Source organism: Pseudomonas sp. R15(2017) (assembly GCF_002112685.1).
Lineage (GTDB): Bacteria > Pseudomonadota > Gammaproteobacteria > Pseudomonadales > Pseudomonadaceae > Aquipseudomonas > Aquipseudomonas glycinae.
In genome coordinates this window covers 137239-157085 of record NZ_NEII01000005.1, presented here as the reverse complement: position 1 = coordinate 157085, position 19847 = coordinate 137239, and the positions used below count along the sequence as shown (strand labels likewise).

General features: G+C 59.7%; 16 protein-coding genes. 10 read left to right on the top strand and 6 right to left on the bottom strand.

The window, feature by feature from the left end:
* Positions 1-42 precede the first annotated feature (42 nt).
* Complete coding sequence (kdgD, locus tag CAF77_RS12425) at positions 43-954, bottom strand: 5-dehydro-4-deoxyglucarate dehydratase (RefSeq protein ID WP_011332448.1); 912 nt, start codon at positions 952-954, stop codon at positions 43-45.
* A 235-nt stretch (positions 955-1189) separates the two neighbouring features.
* Here kdgD and CAF77_RS12420 point away from each other — a divergent pair, with 235 nt between their 5' ends.
* The 3 genes from CAF77_RS12420 to CAF77_RS12410 all read left to right on the top strand — a co-directional run bounded on the left by CAF77_RS12420 (position 1190) and on the right by CAF77_RS12410 (position 3168).
* Positions 1190-2488, top strand: a complete 1299-nt coding sequence (locus CAF77_RS12420; RefSeq protein WP_085654618.1) for a phospholipase — start codon at positions 1190-1192, stop codon at positions 2486-2488.
* 11 nt (positions 2489-2499) lie between these two features.
* On the top strand, positions 2500-2691 hold the full coding sequence (locus CAF77_RS12415; RefSeq protein WP_085654616.1) for a hypothetical protein: 192 nt from the start codon (positions 2500-2502) through the stop codon (positions 2689-2691).
* Between the two features lie 102 nt (positions 2692-2793).
* Positions 2794-3168 (top strand): hypothetical protein, encoded by a 375-nt coding sequence (locus CAF77_RS12410; protein ID WP_085654614.1) that lies wholly within the window; start codon positions 2794-2796, stop codon positions 3166-3168.
* 4 nt (positions 3169-3172) lie between these two features.
* On the opposite strand, the gene CAF77_RS12405 is transcribed toward CAF77_RS12410, so the two are convergent.
* The 4 genes from CAF77_RS12405 to CAF77_RS12390 form a co-directional block, all read right to left on the bottom strand.
* Entirely contained in the window at positions 3173-3919 is a 747-nt protein-coding gene (locus tag CAF77_RS12405; RefSeq protein WP_085654724.1) for a FadR/GntR family transcriptional regulator, read from the bottom strand.
* Positions 3920-4051: 132 nt separating this feature from the next.
* Positions 4052-5779, bottom strand: a complete 1728-nt coding sequence (locus tag CAF77_RS12400) for an ABC transporter ATP-binding protein/permease (RefSeq protein ID WP_064382555.1) — start codon at positions 5777-5779, stop codon at positions 4052-4054.
* 96 nt (positions 5780-5875) lie between these two features.
* Positions 5876-6436: a response regulator transcription factor gene (locus CAF77_RS12395; protein ID WP_003221630.1), complete on the bottom strand. Its 561-nt coding sequence runs from the start codon at positions 6434-6436 to the stop codon at positions 5876-5878.
* On the bottom strand, positions 6429-7691 hold the full coding sequence (locus tag CAF77_RS12390; protein WP_064382556.1) for an ATP-binding protein: 1263 nt from the start codon (positions 7689-7691) through the stop codon (positions 6429-6431). The genes CAF77_RS12395 and CAF77_RS12390 overlap by 8 nt, the downstream gene beginning before the upstream one ends.
* Before the next feature lie 270 nt (positions 7692-7961).
* Between CAF77_RS12390 and CAF77_RS12385 the strand changes: the two genes are divergently transcribed.
* Positions 7962-8678 carry an SIMPL domain-containing protein gene (locus CAF77_RS12385; RefSeq protein WP_064382557.1) on the top strand — a complete coding sequence of 239 codons (717 nt, stop codon included), beginning with the start codon at positions 7962-7964 and terminating at the stop codon, positions 8676-8678.
* Between the two features lie 184 nt (positions 8679-8862).
* Here the strand turns inward: CAF77_RS12385 and CAF77_RS12380 are convergent, their stop codons facing one another.
* Positions 8863-9222: a DUF6124 family protein gene (locus tag CAF77_RS12380; RefSeq protein WP_085654612.1), complete on the bottom strand. Its 360-nt coding sequence runs from the start codon at positions 9220-9222 to the stop codon at positions 8863-8865.
* Positions 9223-10106: 884 nt separating this feature from the next.
* Here CAF77_RS12380 and CAF77_RS12375 point away from each other — a divergent pair.
* The 6 genes from CAF77_RS12375 to CAF77_RS12350 all read left to right on the top strand — a co-directional run bounded on the left by CAF77_RS12375 (position 10107) and on the right by CAF77_RS12350 (position 19836).
* Positions 10107-11708 (top strand): ABC transporter substrate-binding protein, encoded by a 1602-nt coding sequence (locus tag CAF77_RS12375; protein ID WP_085654610.1) that lies wholly within the window; start codon positions 10107-10109, stop codon positions 11706-11708.
* Positions 11709-11968: 260 nt separating this feature from the next.
* Entirely contained in the window at positions 11969-13594 is a 1626-nt protein-coding gene (locus CAF77_RS12370; RefSeq protein ID WP_064382560.1) for an ABC transporter substrate-binding protein, read from the top strand.
* A 292-nt stretch (positions 13595-13886) separates the two neighbouring features.
* Entirely contained in the window at positions 13887-15485 is a 1599-nt protein-coding gene (locus tag CAF77_RS12365) for an ABC transporter substrate-binding protein (protein ID WP_064382561.1), read from the top strand.
* A gap of 176 nt (positions 15486-15661) precedes the next feature.
* Entirely contained in the window at positions 15662-17077 is a 1416-nt protein-coding gene (locus CAF77_RS12360; RefSeq protein ID WP_085654608.1) for an OprD family porin, read from the top strand.
* Positions 17078-17155: 78 nt separating this feature from the next.
* On the top strand, positions 17156-18751 hold the full coding sequence (locus CAF77_RS12355) for an ABC transporter substrate-binding protein (protein WP_085654606.1): 1596 nt from the start codon (positions 17156-17158) through the stop codon (positions 18749-18751).
* 74 nt (positions 18752-18825) lie between these two features.
* Positions 18826-19836 (top strand): ABC transporter permease subunit, encoded by a 1011-nt coding sequence (locus CAF77_RS12350; RefSeq protein ID WP_007953665.1) that lies wholly within the window; start codon positions 18826-18828, stop codon positions 19834-19836.
* Positions 19837-19847 lie beyond the last annotated feature (11 nt).

Sequence of the window (19847 nt, the reverse complement as noted above, 5' to 3'; positions counted from 1 at the left end):
AAAAGCCGCTGATTGCTCAGCGGCCTTGTTTATAGAGGTGTGTTACTGAGCACCTTGCTTGTCGATCAGCGCAGCGAGCATTTCGTACTCTTCGCCGGTCAAGTCGGTCAGCGGCGCCCGCACCGGGCCTGCGTCATAACCGGCGATCTTGGCGCCAGCCTTGACGATGCTCACGGCGTAACCGGCCTTGCGGTTGCGGATGTCGAGGTACGGCAGGAAGAAGTCGTCGATGATCTTGCCGACGGTGGCGTGATCTTCGCGGGCAATCGCGTGGTAGAAGTCCATCGCGGTTTTCGGGATGAAGTTGAACACCGCCGACGAGTAGACCGGCACGCCCAGGGCCTTGTAGGCAGCGGCATAGACTTCGGCGGTCGGCAGACCGCCGAGGTAGCTGAAGCGATCGCCGAGGCGACGACGGATCGACACCATCAGTTCGATATCGCCCAGACCGTCCTTGTAACCGATCAGGTTCGGGCAGCGCTCGGCCAGACGCTCCAGCAGCGGCGCGGTCAGACGGCAGACGTTGCGGTTGTACACCACCACACCAATGTTGACCGACTTGCACACCGCCTCAACGTGGGCGGCAACGCCGTCCTGGCTGGCTTCGGTCAGGTAGTGCGGCAGCAGCAACAGACCTTTGGCGCCCAGACGCTCGGCTTCCTGAGCGTATTCGATGGCCTGACGGGTCGAACCACCGACACCGGCGAGGATCGGCACGCTGCTGGCGCAGGTGTCGACGGCAGTCTTGATGATTTCCGAATATTCGCTGGCAGCCAGGGAGAAGAATTCACCGGTGCCACCGGCGGCGAACAGGGCTGAAGCACCGTACGGGGCCAGCCATTCCAGGCGTTTGATGTAGCCAGCGCGGTTGAAATCGCCCTGGGCATTGAAATCGGTCACCGGGAACGACAGCAGGCCGGCGGAGAGGATGGACTTCAGTTCTTGTGGATTCATTATTCGAACACCCTGGTAGCAACGTTTTTTTGTGAGTGGACCGTTCAGCCTTCGCCGAAGTTGTAGGTCATCGTACAACTTAAAATATAACCGTCAACTGCATTTCATCGCTGGGGGGCATTTTTTGTCGGACAAGATTTCTTTTTGACGTAGGAAATTTCTCGACTAGGCTCGATTTAACTGTATATGCATACAGTTAAATAAAACCTGCCGACGACATATCAAGGAGAAAGAAATGTCCGGTCTTCAAACCACATGCGTTGAAAAAACCACACCGGTCATCGCCCGTTTCGATGATCTTTTCACCCCCGGCGGCATCGCTTTCAGTGCAGAAAATCCGCATATGCTGTTGCATATCGCCGACTCGCACAGCGATGTCGCCCCCGTCGCCACCCTGCCCGCTCACGCCTTGAAGGGCAAACCGCAGTTGCGCTTCGAAGGTGCGGAACACACGGCTATCGGCGATAACACCTTGCTGCGTTTCGTTGAAAATACCGCGCCGGTACTGGCGCAAAACGTGCCACTGCATCTGCCGAACGGATTGGCGCTGACCTACGGCCAGGTACTGGCACTGGGCGGTGATTTCTATGGCGTCGTCGATCGGCCGATCAACGAAGGCGCTTCTGCGGCAGATCGCCTTCAGCGCTTCACGGCAGCCTTCGACACCCTGGCCGCGCTGCCGGCGTCAAAGGCCGAGGCGACGCAAATTCTTGCGATCATGCAAAAGGAGATCGACGCGGTTAAACAGGCGATCAAGGACGGCAGGCAACCCCATGAGGCTTATGACGCTTTAGGAGATACGTTGTCGGAGGAGTGGAACAAAATCACCGGCGGCGGCAGTTTTGTCTCGGCGCTGTTCCCTCTTGGTCGCTATCTGAAACTGGCGGCGAACAACGCCGACCATTTCGGCGAATGGGCTCGCCAAGCCTACATCGCCGGGCACACCGTTGCCCTGCAAACCGCCGCTGCCGCCCACGCCACTCAGGACGAACTGCAACTGGAGCGGGCCTACGCGATGAACGCGTTCGCTGACCACTACCTCACCGACCTGTTTTCCTCCGGACATTTGCGGGTGCCACGCAAGGCCATGGCCGCCGCGGTGACGCCGAGTGACCTGGGCTCGCTGATCACTCGCTTCATGCACGACGAAGACAGCAAGTTCGGCCTCAAGGTACGCAACGGACATGGCGAGCAATGGCGGGCATTCGGTGACAAGCGCTACTTCGACGCCACGGACGCCGACAACCGCAATCAGGTGAATCGGGCGGTACAGGATTCGGCGGACGAGGTGTATGCCGCGTATTCAACCGGCAATGTACCGACCACCTTCAACGCGCTGCAACGGGTGCCGGATCTGACGGCCGTGCTGGATCCGGCCAACAACTTCTCACCACTATTCCGCCTTCAAGGCAACAAAGTCCTGCGGCGCAAGGATGTCAACAATCTCAACGACACTGCCACCGTCGACGACTGGTGGGGCTGGAGCAGTTACCTGCTGCTCAAGGACTATCACCCAAGCGGCAACACGAATTAAGGAGCGATTCGATGACGATTAAATTGAAACTGGAACTGGCCTCGGGCCAATCGTTGAAAGGCGCGCCGCTGCAATTGCTGCGCGGCGGCGTGGCCATCGCCCGGGCGACGGTGGACGCTCAGGGCCAGGCGACGTTCGACGTCCGACCCGGCCCCGGCAAACTCGCGGTCAGGGTCGATCGTTCGATTCTGCCCGGAAGCTGAAATGCCCGGACAAGATTGCCCCGGCGCGCCTCACGAATTCGCCGGGTAAAGTGCAACGACTGCCGCGAAGGATCGCGGCAGATCTTTCAAGGAGAACGAAGCATGACGTTTGCCGCTGCACACCTTCCGCAATTTCCCGATCACGCCAGCGACTCGATCATCCTGCGGCTGTCGACGCTGGATGACGACCTGATCGTTCGTGTACCCGATGGCCAGAACACACCGCCGAACTGGGATGTGTACCCGATCCTCGGCGATGATCCGCAAGAGCCTGAATGGCAGGGTCTGTCGGAACCGACCGGCGTCTGGGATGACGCACTGGATGACATGGTCGGCCTGACCGGAATCGAGTTGAGCATCCCGAGATTCGAGCTGGAAAAGTACCTGAACAGCGTCGTCGAACTGCGTTACAAGTTTGCCGATGAGTCCAGTCTGGAGCCTTGTTCGGAGCCGCTGAAACTCTACATCGAAGCCTGATTTCTCACCCCTGCGCCTGCGCCTCTTCATGCGCCTGACGCAGCCGTTCGCGGCTGTTGGTCAGGTGCAGGCGCATGGCCGCACGGGCGGCATCGGAATCCTGACGGGCGATGGCGTCGTAGATTTCTTCGTGCTCGCGACTCAGGCGACTCATGTAGTGCTGCTGATCGTCATGGGCCAGGCGCGCCGAGTTAAGCCGCGTGCGCGGAATGATGCTGGTGCCCAGGTGGGTCATGATGTCGGTGAAATAGCGGTTGCCGGTGGACAGCGCGATTTGCAGGTGGAACTGGAAGTCCGACGCCACGGCATCGCTGGCGTGGGCCACGCTGTCATTCAGCGCATCAAGGGCCGCGCGCATCGCAGCAAGTTGCTCGGTGCTGCGGCGCTGCGCGGCAAGGCCGGCGGATTCGACTTCGAGGCTGATACGCAGTTCGAGAATGGCCAGCACGTCACGCAGGGTGACCACGGTGGCCGGGTCGATCCGGAAACCGCTCGGGCTCGGGGTGTCGAGCACGAAGGTGCCGATGCCATGACGGGTTTCCACCTGCCCCGCCGCCTGCAGCCGGGAAATCGCCTCGCGCACCACGGTGCGGCTGACGCCGTGGGCGTCCATGATCGCCGACTCGGTTGGCAACTTGTCGCCGCGCTTGAGCAGACCGTCGCGGATCTGCTCGGTCAGCACCGTCACCAGTTCCTGAGCCAGGCTGCGGCGCTTGCGAGGGAGTCGCGGGGTGTCGATCGGGTTTTCCATGGTCTGCATCTTGTCTCGAAAGTTCGGCTTGTGGGCATCATAGCTCAAGCGGGTTGTACGATCACTTTCCGTTTCCACACAAATCCTGTGGGAGGCGGCAAGCCAGCCCCCCACAGGGTTTGTGTGGACATATCAGGCGGTCACGTTCTGCTCAACCAGGTGACCACTGTCTATCCGCACATGCCGTGGATGGAAGCGCTTGAGGCTGCTGCGATGGCCGACGCTGACGATGCTCAGGCCCGGTAACTGGTCGATCAACGCCTGATACAACGTGGCTTCGTCTTCCTCATCCATCGCCGACGTCGCTTCGTCCATGTACAGCCATTGCGGTGCGTAGAGCAGCGCACGGGCGAAGGCCAGACGTTGCTGTTCGCCCGGCGAAAGCATGCGCTGCCAGTGGTTGGCTTCGTCCAGTCGAGCCACCAGATGTGGCAAGCGGCAGGTTTCCAGCACTTGTGCATAACGCTCGGGCGCGTAGGTGTCGCCCGGTTGTGGATAACTCAAGGCGTCGCGCAGGGTGCCGATCGGCAGATACGGTTTCTGTGGCAGGAACAGATAACGCGAGGCCGGCAAGCGAATGCTGCCGTGCCCGGCCGGCCACAAATGGCCCATCGCCCGCAGCAGCGTGGATTTACCGCTGCCGGAGCGGCCACTGAGCATCACCCGCTCGCCCGCCTCCACGGTCATGTCGGCATTGGTCAGCAGGTGACGACCGTCGGCCAGATCGAGGCCGAGGTTATGAACCTTCAGCTCATCGCCCTGATTCTGCACGTCGATGGCCGGTGCACGTTCTTCGTTGTCGGTCATGGCCTGACGGAAGCTCAGCAGACGATCACAGGTGGCGCGCCACGCGGCGAGGTCCGCATAGGCGTTGATGAACCAGCTGAAGTTCTCTTGCACGTTGCCGAACGCCGAGTTGATCTGCATCAGCTCACCCAGCTCAATCTTGCCGGTCAGGTAACGCGGGGCCGCGACGATGAAGGGAAAGATGATTGCGATCTGGCCGTAACCCGAGGTGAAGAACGTCAGGCGCTTGGACACCCGCATGATGTCCCAGAAGTTGTGCCAGACCAGACCGAAGCGGTTGCTCAGACGACGATTCTCGTTCGGTTCGCCGTTGTACAACGCAATGCTCTCGGCGTTCTCACGTACCCGCACCATGGAGAAACGCAGGTCGGCTTCGAAACGTTGCTGCTGGTTGTTCAGGCCGATCAGGCGTCGACCGATCAGGTGCGTCAGCCAGCTGCCGACCGCCGCGTACAGCAGCGCACACCAGAACATGTAGCCGGGAATCTCGACGCCGAACACCTCGATGCTGCCGGACACGCCCCACAGAATGATCGAGAACGACACCAGGCTGACCACCGTGCGGATCAGGCCCAGGGCCAGACTCAAGGTGTTGCTGGTGAAGGTGTTGAGGTCTTCGGAAATCCGCTGGTCAGGGTTGTCGGTGTAACCGCCCTGCTCCAGCTGGTAATAGTTCTTGTGCCCGAGCCAGCGCTTGAAATGGTTCTCGGTGAGCCATGCCCGCCAGCGGATGGTCAGCATCTGCGTCAGGTACAGGCGATACACCGCGCCGAGGATCGCTACCGCCGCAATGCCGCAGAAATACAGGATCAACTGCCAGAACGCCGCCTCGTCCTTCTTCTGCAGGGCGTTGTAGAAATCCTTGTACCAACTGTTGATCCACACCGAGATCGCCACGCTGAACAACGTCAGCGCGATCACGGCGATCAGCAACGTCCAGGCCTTGCCCTTCTCTTCGCTGCGCCAGTAAGGCGTGGTCATGGCCCACACCTTGCGAAAAAACTGCCCGCGCACAGTATCGTTGACCGCGGAATATTCAGCGTTCTGATTCATGAAAAAGGCTCGATAAAGAAAAGAACAGACACGCACCGATCATAGATGATCGGTGCGCTTTATCGCGAGGGCTGGCGATGGTCGTTCAGCGCAGGTTCAGCGACGAACCGGGCGCTTCTGCAGTTTGCGCTGCAGGGTGCGGCGGTGCATGCCCAAGGCGCGGGCAGTGGCGGAGATATTGCCTTCGTGCTCGGTCAGCACACGCTGGATGTGCTCCCATTGCAGACGGTCAACCGACATCGGGTTTTCCGGTACCAGGCTGTCGAGGTCGGCGTGTTCGGACAGCAGCGCTGCCAGCACATCGTCGGCATCCGCCGGTTTGCACAGATAGTTGCAGGCGCCGCGCTTGATCGCTTCAACCGCCGTGGCGATGCTCGAGTAACCGGTGAGGATCACCACGCGCATTTCCGGGTCCAGTTCCAGCAGTTTCGGCAGCAGGACCAGACCGGAATCGCCGTCCATTTTCAGGTCCAGCGCGGCATAGTCCGGCAGATCGGCCTGGGCAATGGTCAGACCTTCTTCGGCGGAACCGGCGGTGCTGACGCGGAAACCACGGCGAGCCATGGCACGGGCCATCACCCGGGTGAAGGTCGCGTCGTCATCGACCAGCAGCAAATGCGGCAGTTCTTCGCCTTCGACTTGGATTTCGTCACTCATGTTGCTCTCCTCGGGCGCCGTGGGGCAGGCGCAGCTCGGTGAGCGTGCCGCCTTCCTCATGACTATAGAGTTTCACTGAGCCGCCGGCGCGTGTCACGCTGGCCTTGCTCAAAAACAGGCCCAGGCCGAAACCTTTGCCCTTGGTGGTAAAAAACGGTTTGCCGATCTGCTCGGCGATGGCCAGGGGCACACCGGCGCCATGATCGCGGATGCTGATGGTCAGGTCTTCGGCGGTCCAGTCCAGGGTCACCTGAAGGTTTTCCGGGCAGGCATCGGCGGCGTTGTTCAACAGATTCAACAAGGCCTGGGTCAGATCCGGCGGCGGCGCCACCCGCGGCAACGGGCCCTGGCCCAGACGCTGGAAGCGATAACTGGCCTCGGGGCGCATCAGGTGCCAGCGATTGAGCGCTTCGTCGAGCCACTCGGTGACATCCTGCATCTCCACCGCCATCCGGCGATTGGCTTCGGCGGCACGCACCAGTTGTTGCAGGGTCTCCTTGCAGAGTTTTACCTGATCCTTCAGCACCTTCAGGTCTTCCTGAAGCATCGGGTCGGGGTGATCCTGCTGCATTTCGTTGAGCAACACGCTCATGGTCGCCAGCGGTGTGCCCAGTTCATGGGCCGCACCGGCGGCCTGAGTCGCGACGGCCAGCAATTGCTGATCGCGCAGGCCTTCTTCACGGCGGATCGCGCGCAATTCTTCCTGACGGCGCAGCTCTTCGGCCATCCGCGCGGCGAAGAAGGTGATCACTGCTGCCGCGAGGGCAAAACTCAGCCACATGCCGTAGATCTGCAGGTTCTCCCGGGCGACCGGCAGGGTTTCCAGCGGATAGAAATGCGTCAGCATCAATGTGTACAAGGCCAGCGCAATACCGGACAGCACCACCGAATAACGCCATGGCAGCGTCACCGCAGCGATGGTGAGCGGCACCAGATAATACGAAACGAACGGGTTGGTCGAACCACCGGAGAAATACAGCAAGGCACTGTGGATAACCAGATCGCAGGCCAGTTGCAGCGCGTATTCGAGCTCGGTCACCGGCCACGAAGTGCGCAGGCGTACGGCGGTGAACACACACAGCAGAATCGAACAGCCGAGGGTCATCACCAGTTGCACCCACGGCAACGGCAACAGTTCCAGCCAGTAGGCCAGGCCCACGGAACCGGCCTGTGCGGCGAGCACCAGGGTGCGGATGAAAGTCAGCCGCCAGAGGTTCTGGCGAGTGGCGGAAGTCAGTTGTACGGGGGCGAGCATGAGCTCTCCTGATGAGCGCTCCAGGCGGATCGCACGGAGTATAACCAAGGCGCGGGCTTGAGAGGCGAAAGTGCGGCAAACGACCACACCAAAAAGCAGTTGCAAGTTGCGAGCTTCAAGCTACGAGCAAAAGCTTGCGGCTGAATCTCATCGCTGGCCTTGTCATCTGTATAGAAGTTGTAACTGGGCGAACCGGATCATAAACGCTAGAGTCTGATGGTTTCACGCAGGCCCCCGAACCATCACCTGCGCCCTCATCAAGGAGCTTTCATGCACACATTTCGCCGCAGCGCCGCCCTTCTCGCCCTGACCGTCGGCAGCGTCGCCAGCCTTCCGGCCCTGGCCGCCGATGAGCTGCACTACAACCAGATTTCCCTGCGCGCCGAAGTCAGCCAGGAAGTGGCCCGCGACCTGATGATCGTGACCCTCTACACCGAAGAACAGAACACTGACCCGGGCAAACTCGCCGCCGACGTCAGCACCACCATGAACAAGGCACTGGCCCAGGCCAAGCAGGTCAAAGACATCACCCTGCGCCAGGGCAGCCGCAACAGCTACCCGATCTACGACACCAAGGGCCAGAAAATCACCGGCTGGCGCGAACGCGCCGAACTGCGCCTGGAAAGCGCCGACTTCGCCGCCCTGTCCAAACTCACCGGCGAACTGCTGACCGACCTGAAAATGGGCGGCATGGACTTCGCCATCGCCGACCCGACCCGCAAGGCCAGCGAAGACCAACTGCTCAAAGAAGCCGTCACCGCCTTCAAGGCCCGCGCCCAACTGGCCACCGACGCCCTGGGCGGCAAGGGTTACAAAATCGTCAACCTGAACCTCAACAGCAACGGCTTCCCGCAACCGTACATGCGCGCCCCGATGATGATGAAAGCTGCCGGCATGGATTCGGCGCCCGTCACGCCTGAAGTTGAAGCAGGCACCAGCCAGGTCAGCCTCACGGCCGATGGCTCGATTGAAGTGTTGATGCCGTGATTGAGTAACGGCTGAATGAAAACCGGCGATCAGTGATGATCGCCGGTTTTTTTATGCTCGGGATTTGAGTTGTCAGCTCTGCCGTCATCGCTGGCAAGCCAGCTCCCACCAGTTCTGCGGATTTATTGAAATCGCGCACGACCCTTTGGGAGCGGGCTTGCCCGCGATGAACGATGACGCGGTCTCAAGCTCGCGGATCAACCCGGTCCAGCGCGCGGTTCACTGCAAGCTCGGCCAGCATGATGATCTGCTGGATACCGAGCGCCGTACTGCGTTGTGGTCCGCTGAGCTCATTGGCGAAATTGCTGGCGATGGTACTGGCCGACGCCAGGGACTCGCAGGCATTGGCCAGCAGGCTTTCGGTGTCGACGTTGGGTGTGACCATATACATCGTGCTCGGGCGCGGTTTGGAAGGATTGGGGCACAGGTAATAGTCGAGGGCGCGTTTGATGGCTTCGCGGTTGCGGGCGAGGTCTTCGGCGCGCATGGCTTCTTCGAGGGGTGTGGGTGATTCGAGGGGTGGGTCGGGGACAACCTTGTTCATTGATTAACTCCTTGCTGACTTGAAGCCACCCAATGCCGTTCTCACGCGGCGAAGAGGTGGCAGCTATGTGCGGGGTGAGAAACCGGGCAAGGAGATTCCGGCCAGACCAAAGCCTGCCCGCACACAGCCGCCATAAATCAATTACAGGCAGCAAAAGCTGGCGGCAATTATGGTCGGACTGACGTTTTAATAACACTCGCTTGCCTGGGTTCTCACACCCAATCACAGAGTTTTCTGCGAAAACCAAAGACTAGGGATCGTGGTTCCGACGGACAACCTGAAAAAATTGTGGGAAGGTTCGGTGAATCCCACACATCCTTAAACATCCGAAAATGGAACGCGGAGCGTCCCGGGCTGCATTCCCACGCGGAGCGTGGGAACGATCAAGCAGTCCGCAGTTGCATTCAGCTTTCCGCTTTCTGATTTCGGCTTCCCGCTTCTCGCTTCCCACCACTCAACACGATGAGCGTTAGCTCGAGTACCGCTTTTGATCTTCGGGCGACGTCGGAAGGCTGAGTGGAGGGATTTATCCGGGGGTGGGAGCGCAGCGACCGTTTGGCGAAGCCAAACACATCGAGAGGAGGTGCAGCGAAGCAAACCGGAGGCGATGCCCCCGGATGAATCCCGTAGCGAAGGACCCCCGAGCCCCAGCGAGGGGCCGAACGTAGGAGCAAGCGTTTTTGGTTACTTTTTAGGCGTTTGTAAAAAGTGACCCGCCGTAAGGGCGGAACCATAAGAAGCCGTTACCGCAGCATCGGATATGCACACAATCACCCCAGATATACCGAGATAGACACCTCACCTAGAAAAACGATATTTCCGCGCCCAACGAAACCCCGGCTACCCTCCTCCCCACAACTACCTCCAATGCACCCGGGGACTCCATGGATCGATTCACCCTCAAACCACTTCTAATAACCCTGGCCCTGACCGCCATAACCCCAATCGCCAACGCAGCCACAACCCTGGTCTATTGCTCCGAAGCCAGCCCCGCAGGCTTCGACCCCAGCCAATACACCAGTGGCACCGACTTCGACGCCTCCGCCGAAACCGTCTTCAACCGCCTCACCCAATTCAAACGCGGCGGCACCGAAATCGAACCCGGTCTGGCGACCAAATGGGACGTAAGCCCGGACGGCCTCCAGTACACCTTCCACCTGCGCCAAAACGTAAAATTTCACACCACCGACTACTTCACCCCGACCCGAACCTTCAACGCCGACGACGTCCTGTTCACCTTCCAGCGCCTGCTCGACCCGGAGAACGCCTTTCGCAAGGCCTACCCCGCCGAGTCCCCGTACTTCACCGACATGGGCCTGAACACAACAATCAAATCCGTGGAAAAACTCGACGACAACACCGTGCGCTTCAACCTGAACAATGTCGACGCCGCGTTCGTGCAAAACCTCGCCATGAGCTTCGCCTCGGTGCAATCGGCCGAATACGCCGCCCAATTGCTGAAGGAAGGCAAAGCAGCAGACCTCAACCAGAAACCGGTCGGCACCGGCCCGTTCGTGTTCAAGCGCTATCAGAAGGACGCGCAGATCCGCTACGCCGCGAACAAGGACTACTGGAAACCGGAAGACGTGAAGCTCGACAACCTGGTGTTCTCGATCACCCCGGACGCCGCCGTACGCCTGCAAAAGCTCAAGACCGGCGAATGCCAGGTCAGCGGTTACCCGCGCCCCGCCGACATCGAAGTGATGGAAAAAGACCCGAACCTGCGGGTGTTGAAGCAACCCGGTTTCAACCTCGGCTTCCTCGCCTACAACACCACCCATCCGCCGCTGGATCAGCTCAAAGTGCGCCAGGCGCTGGACATGGCCATCGACAAACCGGCGATCATCAAGGCGGTTTACCAGAGTGCCGGACAGCTGGCGCAGAACGCCTTGCCGCCAGCGCAATGGTCGTTCGATCCGAACATAAAGGACGCGCCGCACGACCCTGCAAAAGCCAAAGCGCTACTCAAGGAAGCCGGGGTTGCACCGGGTACAACCATCAATCTCTGGGCCATGACCGTGCAGCGTGCCTCGAACCCGAATGCGCGGATGTCGGCTCAGATGATCCAGCAGGATTGGGAGAAAATCGGCATCAAGGCCAACATCGTCAGCTATGAATGGGGCGAGTACATCAAGCGCGCCAAGAACGGCGAGCACGACGCGATGATCTACGGCTGGACCGGTGACAACGGCGACCCGGACAACTGGCTGGGGGTGCTTTACAGCTGCGCGGCGGTGAAAGGCAGCAACTACGCCAAATGGTGCGACCCGGCCTACGACAAGCTGGTGCAGCAGGCCAAGGTGTCCACCGATAAATCGCAACGGGTAAAACTGTATCAACAGGCGCAACTCATCCTTAAACAGCAGGTGCCGATCACGCCGATCGCCAACTCCACGGTGTTCCAGCCGCTGCGCAAGGAAGTCACCGATTTCAAGATCAGCCCGTTCGGTCTAACCCCCTTCTATGGCGTGGGTATAAATAAGTAACACCCGGCCCCATTCCGGCGCGCACAACGTGACCAACGCACCGTTTTGGGGCCCCGCTTGCACCGTAAAAACCGGCCGCAAACGGTCAAATGCGTCAGAAGTTATACGGATGCGACATTAAGGTACGTTCGTGCCACGCTTTGACGCCGCCGAGCGCTCTGGATCTTGCATTGGGTATGGGCCCTGCATAAGTATCCGCAGGCACGACTCACGAGGTCGTACCTCACTACTAAAAAATGACAACAAATCATGAGGCCAACATGCTTAAACACGCGGTCATTCCGTTTTTAGTCGGCGCAGGCTTGTTAGCCTCCGCACCTTTCGCCACCGCTGCGACTAACCTGGTGTTCTGCTCCGAAGGCAGCCCGGCCGGTTTCGATCCAGGCCAGTACACCACCGGAACCGACTTCGACGCCTCAGCCGAAACCATGTTCAACCGTCTGACCCAGTTCGAGCGTGGCGGCACCGCCGTGACTCCTGGTCTGGCGACCAAGTGGGACATCTCGGATGACGGCCTGACTTACACCTTCCACCTGCGTGAAGGCGTCAAGTTCCACACCACCCCGTATTTCAAGCCGACTCGTGAGTTCAACGCCGACGACGTGCTGTTCACCTTCAATCGCATGATTAACAAGGATGACCCGTTCCGTAAGGCGTACCCGACCGAATTCCCGTACTTCACCGACATGGGGATGGATACCAACATCACCAAGATCGATAAAGTCGACGACCACACCGTCAAGTTCACCCTGAAAGAAGTCGACGCCGCGTTCATCCAGAACATGGCCATGAGCTTCGCGTCGATCCAGTCCGCCGAGTACGCAGCCCAGCTGCTGAAGGAAGGCAAGGCTGCCGACATCAACCAGAAGCCGATCGGCACTGGCCCGTTCGTGTTCAAGAGCTACCAGAAAGACTCCAACATCCGTTACACCGGCAACAAGGATTACTGGAAGCCTGAAGACGTGAAGATCGACAACCTGATCTTCGCTATCACCACCGACCCGTCGGTACGTATCCAGAAGCTGAAAAAGAACGAGTGCCAGGTCACCCTGTTCCCGCGTCCGGCCGACCTCGCGGCACTGAAAGCCGACCCTGCGCTGAAGATGCCTGACCAGGCCGGCTTCAACCTGGGCTACATCGCCTATAACGTGATGGACAAGGTCAAGGGCAGCAACGAGCCTAACCCGCTGGCCGACCTGCGCGTGCGCCAGGCGCTGGACATGGCCGTCAACAAGCCACAGATCATCGACTCGGTTTACCAGGGCGCAGGCCAACTGGCCGTCAACGCCATGCCACCGACCCAGTGGTCCTACGACACCACCATCAAGGACGCCAAGTACGATCCTGAGAAAGCCAAGCAGCTGCTCAAGGAAGCCGGCGTCAAGGAAGGTACCGAGATCGTCCTGTGGGCGATGCCGGTTCAGCGTCCGTACAACCCGAACGCCAAGCTGATGGCCGAAATGCTCCAGTCCGACTGGAAGAAAATCGGTCTGAACGTGAAGATTCAGAGCTACGAGTGGGGCGAGTACATCAAGCGCTCCAAAGGCGGCGAGAACCAGGCGATGATCATCGGCTGGAGCGGTGACAATGGTGATCCGGACAACTGGCTCAACGTGTTGTTTGGTTGCGACTCGCTGAGTGGCAACAACTTCTCCAAATGGTGCGACAAGAAATTCGACGGCCTCGTGAAAGAAGCCAAGCGCACCACTGACCAGGCCAAGCGCACCGAACTCTACAAAGAGGCGCAGCACGTCCTCAAAGATGCAGTCCCTATGACACCCATCGCTCACTCGACGGTGTATCAACCCATGCGCGCCAACGTGCAGGACTTCAAGATCAGCCCGTTCGGCTTGAACTCCTTCTACGGCGTCAGCGTCAGCAAATAAAAGAAGCAGCGGCGACGTTTTCAGCGTCGCCGCTGTTTTTTTGCCGAGAAGTCAGGAATTCGCCTACAGCCTTTTCTAACCAGTCTTACTAGGTTGGGTTAGGACGTGTTGCCTTTTCCTACGAGTCTTTAGGACTCAGCGCATTTACTGCCAGACCCACGGCCCCTACCGTCGGGTTCTGACCAGTGACTGCGTGGGCTATCGGTTTGCTGTTGGTTTGAGCTCAATGCAGCCACAACGTCCCTGGACGGGATCGCGGCGCATTGAAAAACACTAAAAAAGAGGGAGCGTCATGCGCCATACCTTGGTTTTTTCCGCATTGCTGGGCGCCGGCCTGTTGGCCGCCACGTCCGCCAGTTTCGCCGCCAGCAACAGTTTGGTGTTCTGCTCCGAAGGCAGTCCGGCCGGTTTCGACACCGCGCAGTACACGACGGCAACCGATAACGACGCCGCCGAACCGCTGTACAACCGACTGGCCGAGTTTGAAAAAGGCGCGACCAATGTCGTACCGGGCCTGGCAACCAGCTGGGACATCTCCGAGGATGGCCTCAAGTACACCTTTCACCTGCGTGAAGGTGTGAAATTTCACACAACGCCGTACTTCAAACCTACGCGCGATTTCAACGCCGACGACGTGCTGTTCACGTTTAACCGCATGCTCGATCCGCAACAGCCATTCCGTAAGGCTTATCCGACCGAGTTCCCGTATTTCAACGGGATGAGCCTCAACAAGAACATTGCCAAGGTCGAGAAGACCGGGCCGCTGACCGTGCAGTTCACGCTCAACAGCGTCGACGCCGCGTTCATCCAGAACATCGCCATGAGCTTTGCCGCCATCCTGTCCGCCGAGTACGCCGACCAACTGCTGGCCGAAGGCAAGCCGAGCGACATCAACCAGAAGCCGATCGGCACTGGCCCGTTCGTGTTCAAGAGCTACCAGAAAGACTCGAACATCCGCTACACCGGCAACCCGCATTACTGGGATCAGAGCCGGGTGAAGCTGAAGAATCTGATTTTCGCGATCAATACCGACGCTTCGGTGCGTGTGCAGAAGCTCAAGGCCGGCGAATGCCAGATCACCCTGCACCCGCGTCCGGCCGATGTGCCGGCACTGAAGAACGACCCGAAACTGCAATTGATCGAGAAGCCAGGCTTCAACCTCGGCTACATCGCCTATAACGTGCGCCACAAGCCGTTCGACCAGCTCGAAGTGCGCCAGGCACTGGACATGGCGGTGAATAAACAGGGGATTCTCAACGCTGTTTATCAAGGCGCCGGCCAACTGGCCGTCAACGCCATGCCGCCGACCCAATGGTCCTACGACGACACCATCAAGGACGCCGCCTACAACCCGGAGAAAGCCAAAGAGCTGCTCAAGGCTGCCGGCGTCAAGGAAGGCACCGAGATCACCCTGTGGGCGATGCCGGTACAACGGCCGTACAACCCGAACGCCAAACTGATGGCCGAGATGCTCCAGGCGGACTGGGCCAAGATCGGTCTGAAAGTGAAGATCGTCAGCTACGAATGGGGCGAGTACATCAAGCGCACCAAGAATGGCGAGCACGACATCAGCCTGATCGGCTGGACCGGTGACAACGGGGACCCGGACAACTGGCTCGGCACGCTGTACAGCTGCGACGCCATCGGCGGCAACAACTACTCCATGTGGTGCGATCCGGCGTACGACAAGCTGATCAAGCAGGCCAAGGTCGTCACCGACCGCGACCAACGCACCGTGCTCTACAAACAGGCCCAGCAACTGCTCAAGCAGCAAGTACCGATCACGCCTGTCGCCCACTCGACGGTCAACCAGCCGCTGAGCGCCAAAGTCGAAGGGTTCAAAGTGAGCCCGTTTGGTCGCAACGTGTTTTCGGGTGTCAGCATCGATTAAACACAAAACCGATTAGCCGCAATGCTGAGGGGCCGTCTACCCCCTCACGCAAGCGCTTTGCCGAAATTCGCCAATCAGGCCTTTTGCAAACGTTTGCGATGTGTGAATGAGTTCTAAACCAATAACCGGCCAACCCAAAAAAGCCGGCATAAAAAGAAAGTAAAGGAGCTTCACCCATGAAACTGAGCAATACCGCGATACTGGCCCTGGCCATCAGCAGCATCACCGCCACGGCTTACGCGGAAACCCAAAGCCAGGCGTTCACTCCGGTGACCGTCAACGAGAAGAGCGCCCAGGCTGAAGCCACCGGCTTCCTCGAAGGTCAGTCGATCAGCGGCTCGACCCGTAACTGGTACGCCAACGAACAACTGAAACGCGGCGGCAAGTTCGCCTATCGCAAGGATGGCGTGGCCACTCCGACCGACCGCCGTATCAACTGGGTGCAGGGCACCATCGTCAAGTACAACTCGGGCTTCACCGAGGGCACCGTCGGTTTCAGCACCGAAGTGGCGGCGTACAACGCCATTGCGCTGGAGCGTGACCGCGAGAACCTGGCGTCCAACAACGGTGGCGCACCGGGCACCCGTCCAGGCGCGGGCAACAACCGTACCCTGACCCGTGAAGGCGGCGAAGCCCAGGGCCAGTGGAGCAAAGTCGGCCTGGCCAACGTCAAGGCGCGTATCTCCAACACCACCCTGACCGCCGGCCGCATGAACTTCAGCAGCCCGCAGGTCGACGTGATCGGCAACCGTCCGCTGCCATCGAGCTTCGAAGGTATCGCGATCCACAGCGAAGAGCTGAACAACCTGTCCTTCGACCTGGCCTCGTTCGACCGCGTTTCGCCGCGTACCGAAGAAAGCCTGAGCAAATTCCGCTCCGAATACGGCGCGATCGATGCCGAAGCCGACCACGTTCACACCGGCGGCATCTCGTATCAGCCGTTCGCCAGCCTGACCACCAGCCTGTGGGGCACCCAGGCCGAAGACCTGTGGAACCAGTACTACTTCGGCGCCACCCACGTGCTGGGTGACAGCTCGGTTCTGGCTCTGACCACCGGTCTGAACTACTACAAGACCGTGGACGAAGGTAAGAAAAAACTCGGTGAAATCGACAACGACACCTACTCCCTGTCGTTCGGTCTGACCCACCAGGCGCATACCCTGACCTTCTCCTACCAGGAAGTGAACGGTAACGAGTACTTCGACTACCTGCACGAAACCAACGGCATCTACCTGGCCAACTCCCTGCTGTCGGACTTCAACGGCCCGAACGAGAAATCCTTCCAGGTGGCCTACGGTCTGAACATGGCCGAATACGGCGTGCCAGGCCTGAAGTTCAACATCTACCAGGCCCGCGGCTGGGGCATCGACGGCACTCACTACAAGGGTGGCGGCTACGATGGTGTGCAGTCGATGGACGGCGAGCACCACTATGAATACGGCATCGGCGCCTCTTATGCCGTACAGAGCGGTCCTCTGAAAGCCACTACCGTTCGTGCGACCTACACCGCGCACCGCGCCAGCGAAAACCAGGCTGACGGCAGCATCAACGAGTTCCGTCTGGTGACCACCGTTCCGTTCAACATCCTGTAAAAACGCCAGCCGACGGCTGACTCAGTGACGAGTCGGCCGTTCGGCTTTTTGTCTTCAACCGATTGCAGAGGGTTCTTGATGAAAATGCTTCCCCTACGTGCGGCCATCGCGGCTGCGTTGCTGAGTGTCGCTGTCGGCGTCTCGGCCAAACCCTTGGTGGTCTGCACCGAAGCCAGTCCGGAAGGCTTCGATATGGTCCAGTACACGACTGCAGTCACTGCCGACGCGGTGGCCGAAACCATCTTCAACCGTCTGGCGGACTTCAAGCCCGGCACCACCGAAGTGATTCCGGCGCTGGCCGAGTCGTGGGACATCAGCGAAGACGGCCTGACCTACACGTTCCACCTGCGCAAAGGCGTCAAGTTTCACACCACCGAATATTTCAAGCCGACCCGCGACATGAACGCCGACGACGTGGTCTGGAGTTTCCAGCGTCAGCTGGACCCGAATCATCCGTGGCACAAGCTGTCGAGCGTGGGCTTCCCGTACTTTGAAAGCATGGGCTTCAAGGAACTGCTCAAAAGCGTCGAGAAAGTCGACGACAACACCGTCAAGTTCACCCTGACCCGCCGCGAAGCGCCGTTCCTGGCCGACATCGCCATGGCGTTCTCCTCGATCTACCCGGCCGAATACGCCGACCAGTTGCTCAAGGCCAACAAGACCGGTGACCTGAACAACAAGCCGGTCGGCACCGGGCCGTTCATCTTCCAGCGCTACAACAAAGACGCCCAGGTGCGCTTCAAGGCCAACCCGGACTATTTCCGTGGCAAGCCGCCGGCTGACGCGCTGATCCTGGCGATCGCCACCGACAACAACGTGCGCTTGCAGAAACTCAAGGCCAACGAGTGCCAGATCGCGCTGTACCCGAAACCGGATGACATCCCGAGCATCAAGAAAGACAGCAACCTGAAAGTCGACGAACTGGATGCGATGACCGTCTCCTACGTCGCCATGAACACCCAGCACAAGTACATCAGCGACGTGCGGGTGCGCAAAGCGATCGACATCGCCTTCGACAAGGAAGCCTACGTCAACGCCCTGTTCGGCAAAGGCAACGCCAGCGTGGCGGTCAACCCGTATCCGCCGACCCTGCTGGGCTACAACCACGAGCTGAAAAACCCGCCACGTGACCTCGACAAGGCCCGCGCCCTGCTCAAGGAAGCCGGTGTACCGGAAGGCACCACGTTCACCCTGTTCACCCGCAACGGCGGCGGCCCGACCAACCCGAACCCGATGCTCGGCGCGCAGATGATGCAGGCCGACCTGGCGAAAGTCGGGATCAAGATCGACATCCGCGTGATGGAATGGGGCGAGATGCTCAAACGCGCCAAGGCCGGCGAGCACGACATGGTCTCGGCCGGATGGGCGGGCGACAACGGCGACCCGGATAACTTCCTGACGCCTATGCTCAGTTGCGAAGCCGCCAAGAACGGCGAAAACTACGCGCGCTGGTGCAACGAGAAATTCCAGGCCCTGCTCGACGAAGCACGGGCTAAAGTAGATCCGGCCGAACGCGCCAGGCTGTATGAACAGGCTCAAGTGCTGTTCAATCAGGACCAACCGTGGATCAGCATGGCCCACACCCGCATGTTCACCGCAATGCGCAACAACGTAGAGGGTTATCACATCAGCCCTCTGACAACCAATAACTTCGCCACCACCCAGGTGAAGTAGATAAGAAAACTCCCGGTTTCCCTGACCCCAGGGAAACCGGGCACGCCTAACCGGCTGATGAGGTACCACACACGATGTTTAGTTTTATTGCCCGCCGACTGGGGTTATTGATCCCCACGTTTTTCGGCATCACCTTGCTGACTTTCGCGTTGATTCGCATGATTCCCGGCGACCCCGTGGAAGTGATGATGGGCGAACGTCGGGTCGACCCCGAAATGCACGCTCAGGCAATGGAACGCCTCGGTCTGAACAAACCGTTGTACGCCCAGTACCTGGACTACATCGGCAAACTGGCCCACGGCGACCTCGGTGAATCCCTGCGCACCCGTGAGAGCGTATGGACCGAGTTCACCTCCCTCTTTCCGGCGACCCTGGAACTGTCCATGGCCGCCCTGCTGTTCGCCGGCATCCTGGGCCTTCTGGCCGGGGTGATCGCGGCCCTCAAGCGAGGATCCCTGTTCGACCACGGGGTGATGGGCATCTCCCTCGCGGGTTATTCGATGCCGATTTTCTGGTGGGGCCTGATCCTCATCATGTTCTTCTCGGTGAGCCTGGGCTGGACCCCGGTGTCCGGGCGGATCGACCTGCTCTACGACATCGAGCCGCGCACCGGTTTCATGCTGATCGACACCCTGCTGGCCGATGACATGGGCGCCTTCCTCGATGCCCTGCACCACCTGATCCTGCCGGCCATCGTGCTCGGCACCATTCCGCTGGCGGTGATCGCGCGGATGACCCGTTCGTCGATGCTCGAAGTGCTGCGTGAAGACTACATCCGCACCGCCAAGGCCAAAGGCCTGTCGCCGTCGCGCGTGGTGTTCGTGCACGGCCTGCGCAACGCGCTGATCCCGGTACTGACCGTGGTCGGCCTGCAAGTCGGCACCCTGCTGGCCGGTGCGGTCCTGACCGAAACCATCTTCTCCTGGCCCGGCATCGGTAAATGGCTGATCGAAGCCATCGGCGCCCGGGACTACCCGGTTGTGCAAAACGGCATCCTGTTAATCGCCTGCCTGGTGATTCTGGTCAACTTCGTGGTGGACATCCTCTACGGCTTTGCCAACCCACGCATCCGTCATCAGCGCTGAGGTCAATACCC

Coding starts and splice junctions, on each gene's coding strand:
- CAF77_RS12355 (WP_085654606.1), top strand. CDS start 17,156: ATGAAAATGCTTCCCCTACGTGCGGCCATCGCGGCTGCGTTGCTGAGT.
- CAF77_RS12420 (WP_085654618.1), top strand. CDS start 1,190: ATGTCCGGTCTTCAAACCACATGCGTTGAAAAAACCACACCGGTCATC.
- CAF77_RS12380 (WP_085654612.1), bottom strand. CDS start 9,222: ATGAACAAGGTTGTCCCCGACCCACCCCTCGAATCACCCACACCCCTC.
- CAF77_RS12405 (WP_085654724.1), bottom strand. CDS start 3,919: ATGGAAAACCCGATCGACACCCCGCGACTCCCTCGCAAGCGCCGCAGC.
- CAF77_RS12415 (WP_085654616.1), top strand. CDS start 2,500: ATGACGATTAAATTGAAACTGGAACTGGCCTCGGGCCAATCGTTGAAA.
- CAF77_RS12395 (WP_003221630.1), bottom strand. CDS start 6,436: ATGAGTGACGAAATCCAAGTCGAAGGCGAAGAACTGCCGCATTTGCTG.
- CAF77_RS12385 (WP_064382557.1), top strand. CDS start 7,962: ATGCACACATTTCGCCGCAGCGCCGCCCTTCTCGCCCTGACCGTCGGC.
- CAF77_RS12390 (WP_064382556.1), bottom strand. CDS start 7,691: ATGCTCGCCCCCGTACAACTGACTTCCGCCACTCGCCAGAACCTCTGG.
- CAF77_RS12370 (WP_064382560.1), top strand. CDS start 11,969: ATGCTTAAACACGCGGTCATTCCGTTTTTAGTCGGCGCAGGCTTGTTA.
- CAF77_RS12375 (WP_085654610.1), top strand. CDS start 10,107: ATGGATCGATTCACCCTCAAACCACTTCTAATAACCCTGGCCCTGACC.
- CAF77_RS12360 (WP_085654608.1), top strand. CDS start 15,662: ATGAAACTGAGCAATACCGCGATACTGGCCCTGGCCATCAGCAGCATC.
- kdgD (WP_011332448.1), bottom strand. CDS start 954: ATGAATCCACAAGAACTGAAGTCCATCCTCTCCGCCGGCCTGCTGTCG.
- CAF77_RS12365 (WP_064382561.1), top strand. CDS start 13,887: ATGCGCCATACCTTGGTTTTTTCCGCATTGCTGGGCGCCGGCCTGTTG.
- CAF77_RS12400 (WP_064382555.1), bottom strand. CDS start 5,779: ATGAATCAGAACGCTGAATATTCCGCGGTCAACGATACTGTGCGCGGG.
- CAF77_RS12410 (WP_085654614.1), top strand. CDS start 2,794: ATGACGTTTGCCGCTGCACACCTTCCGCAATTTCCCGATCACGCCAGC.
- CAF77_RS12350 (WP_007953665.1), top strand. CDS start 18,826: ATGTTTAGTTTTATTGCCCGCCGACTGGGGTTATTGATCCCCACGTTT.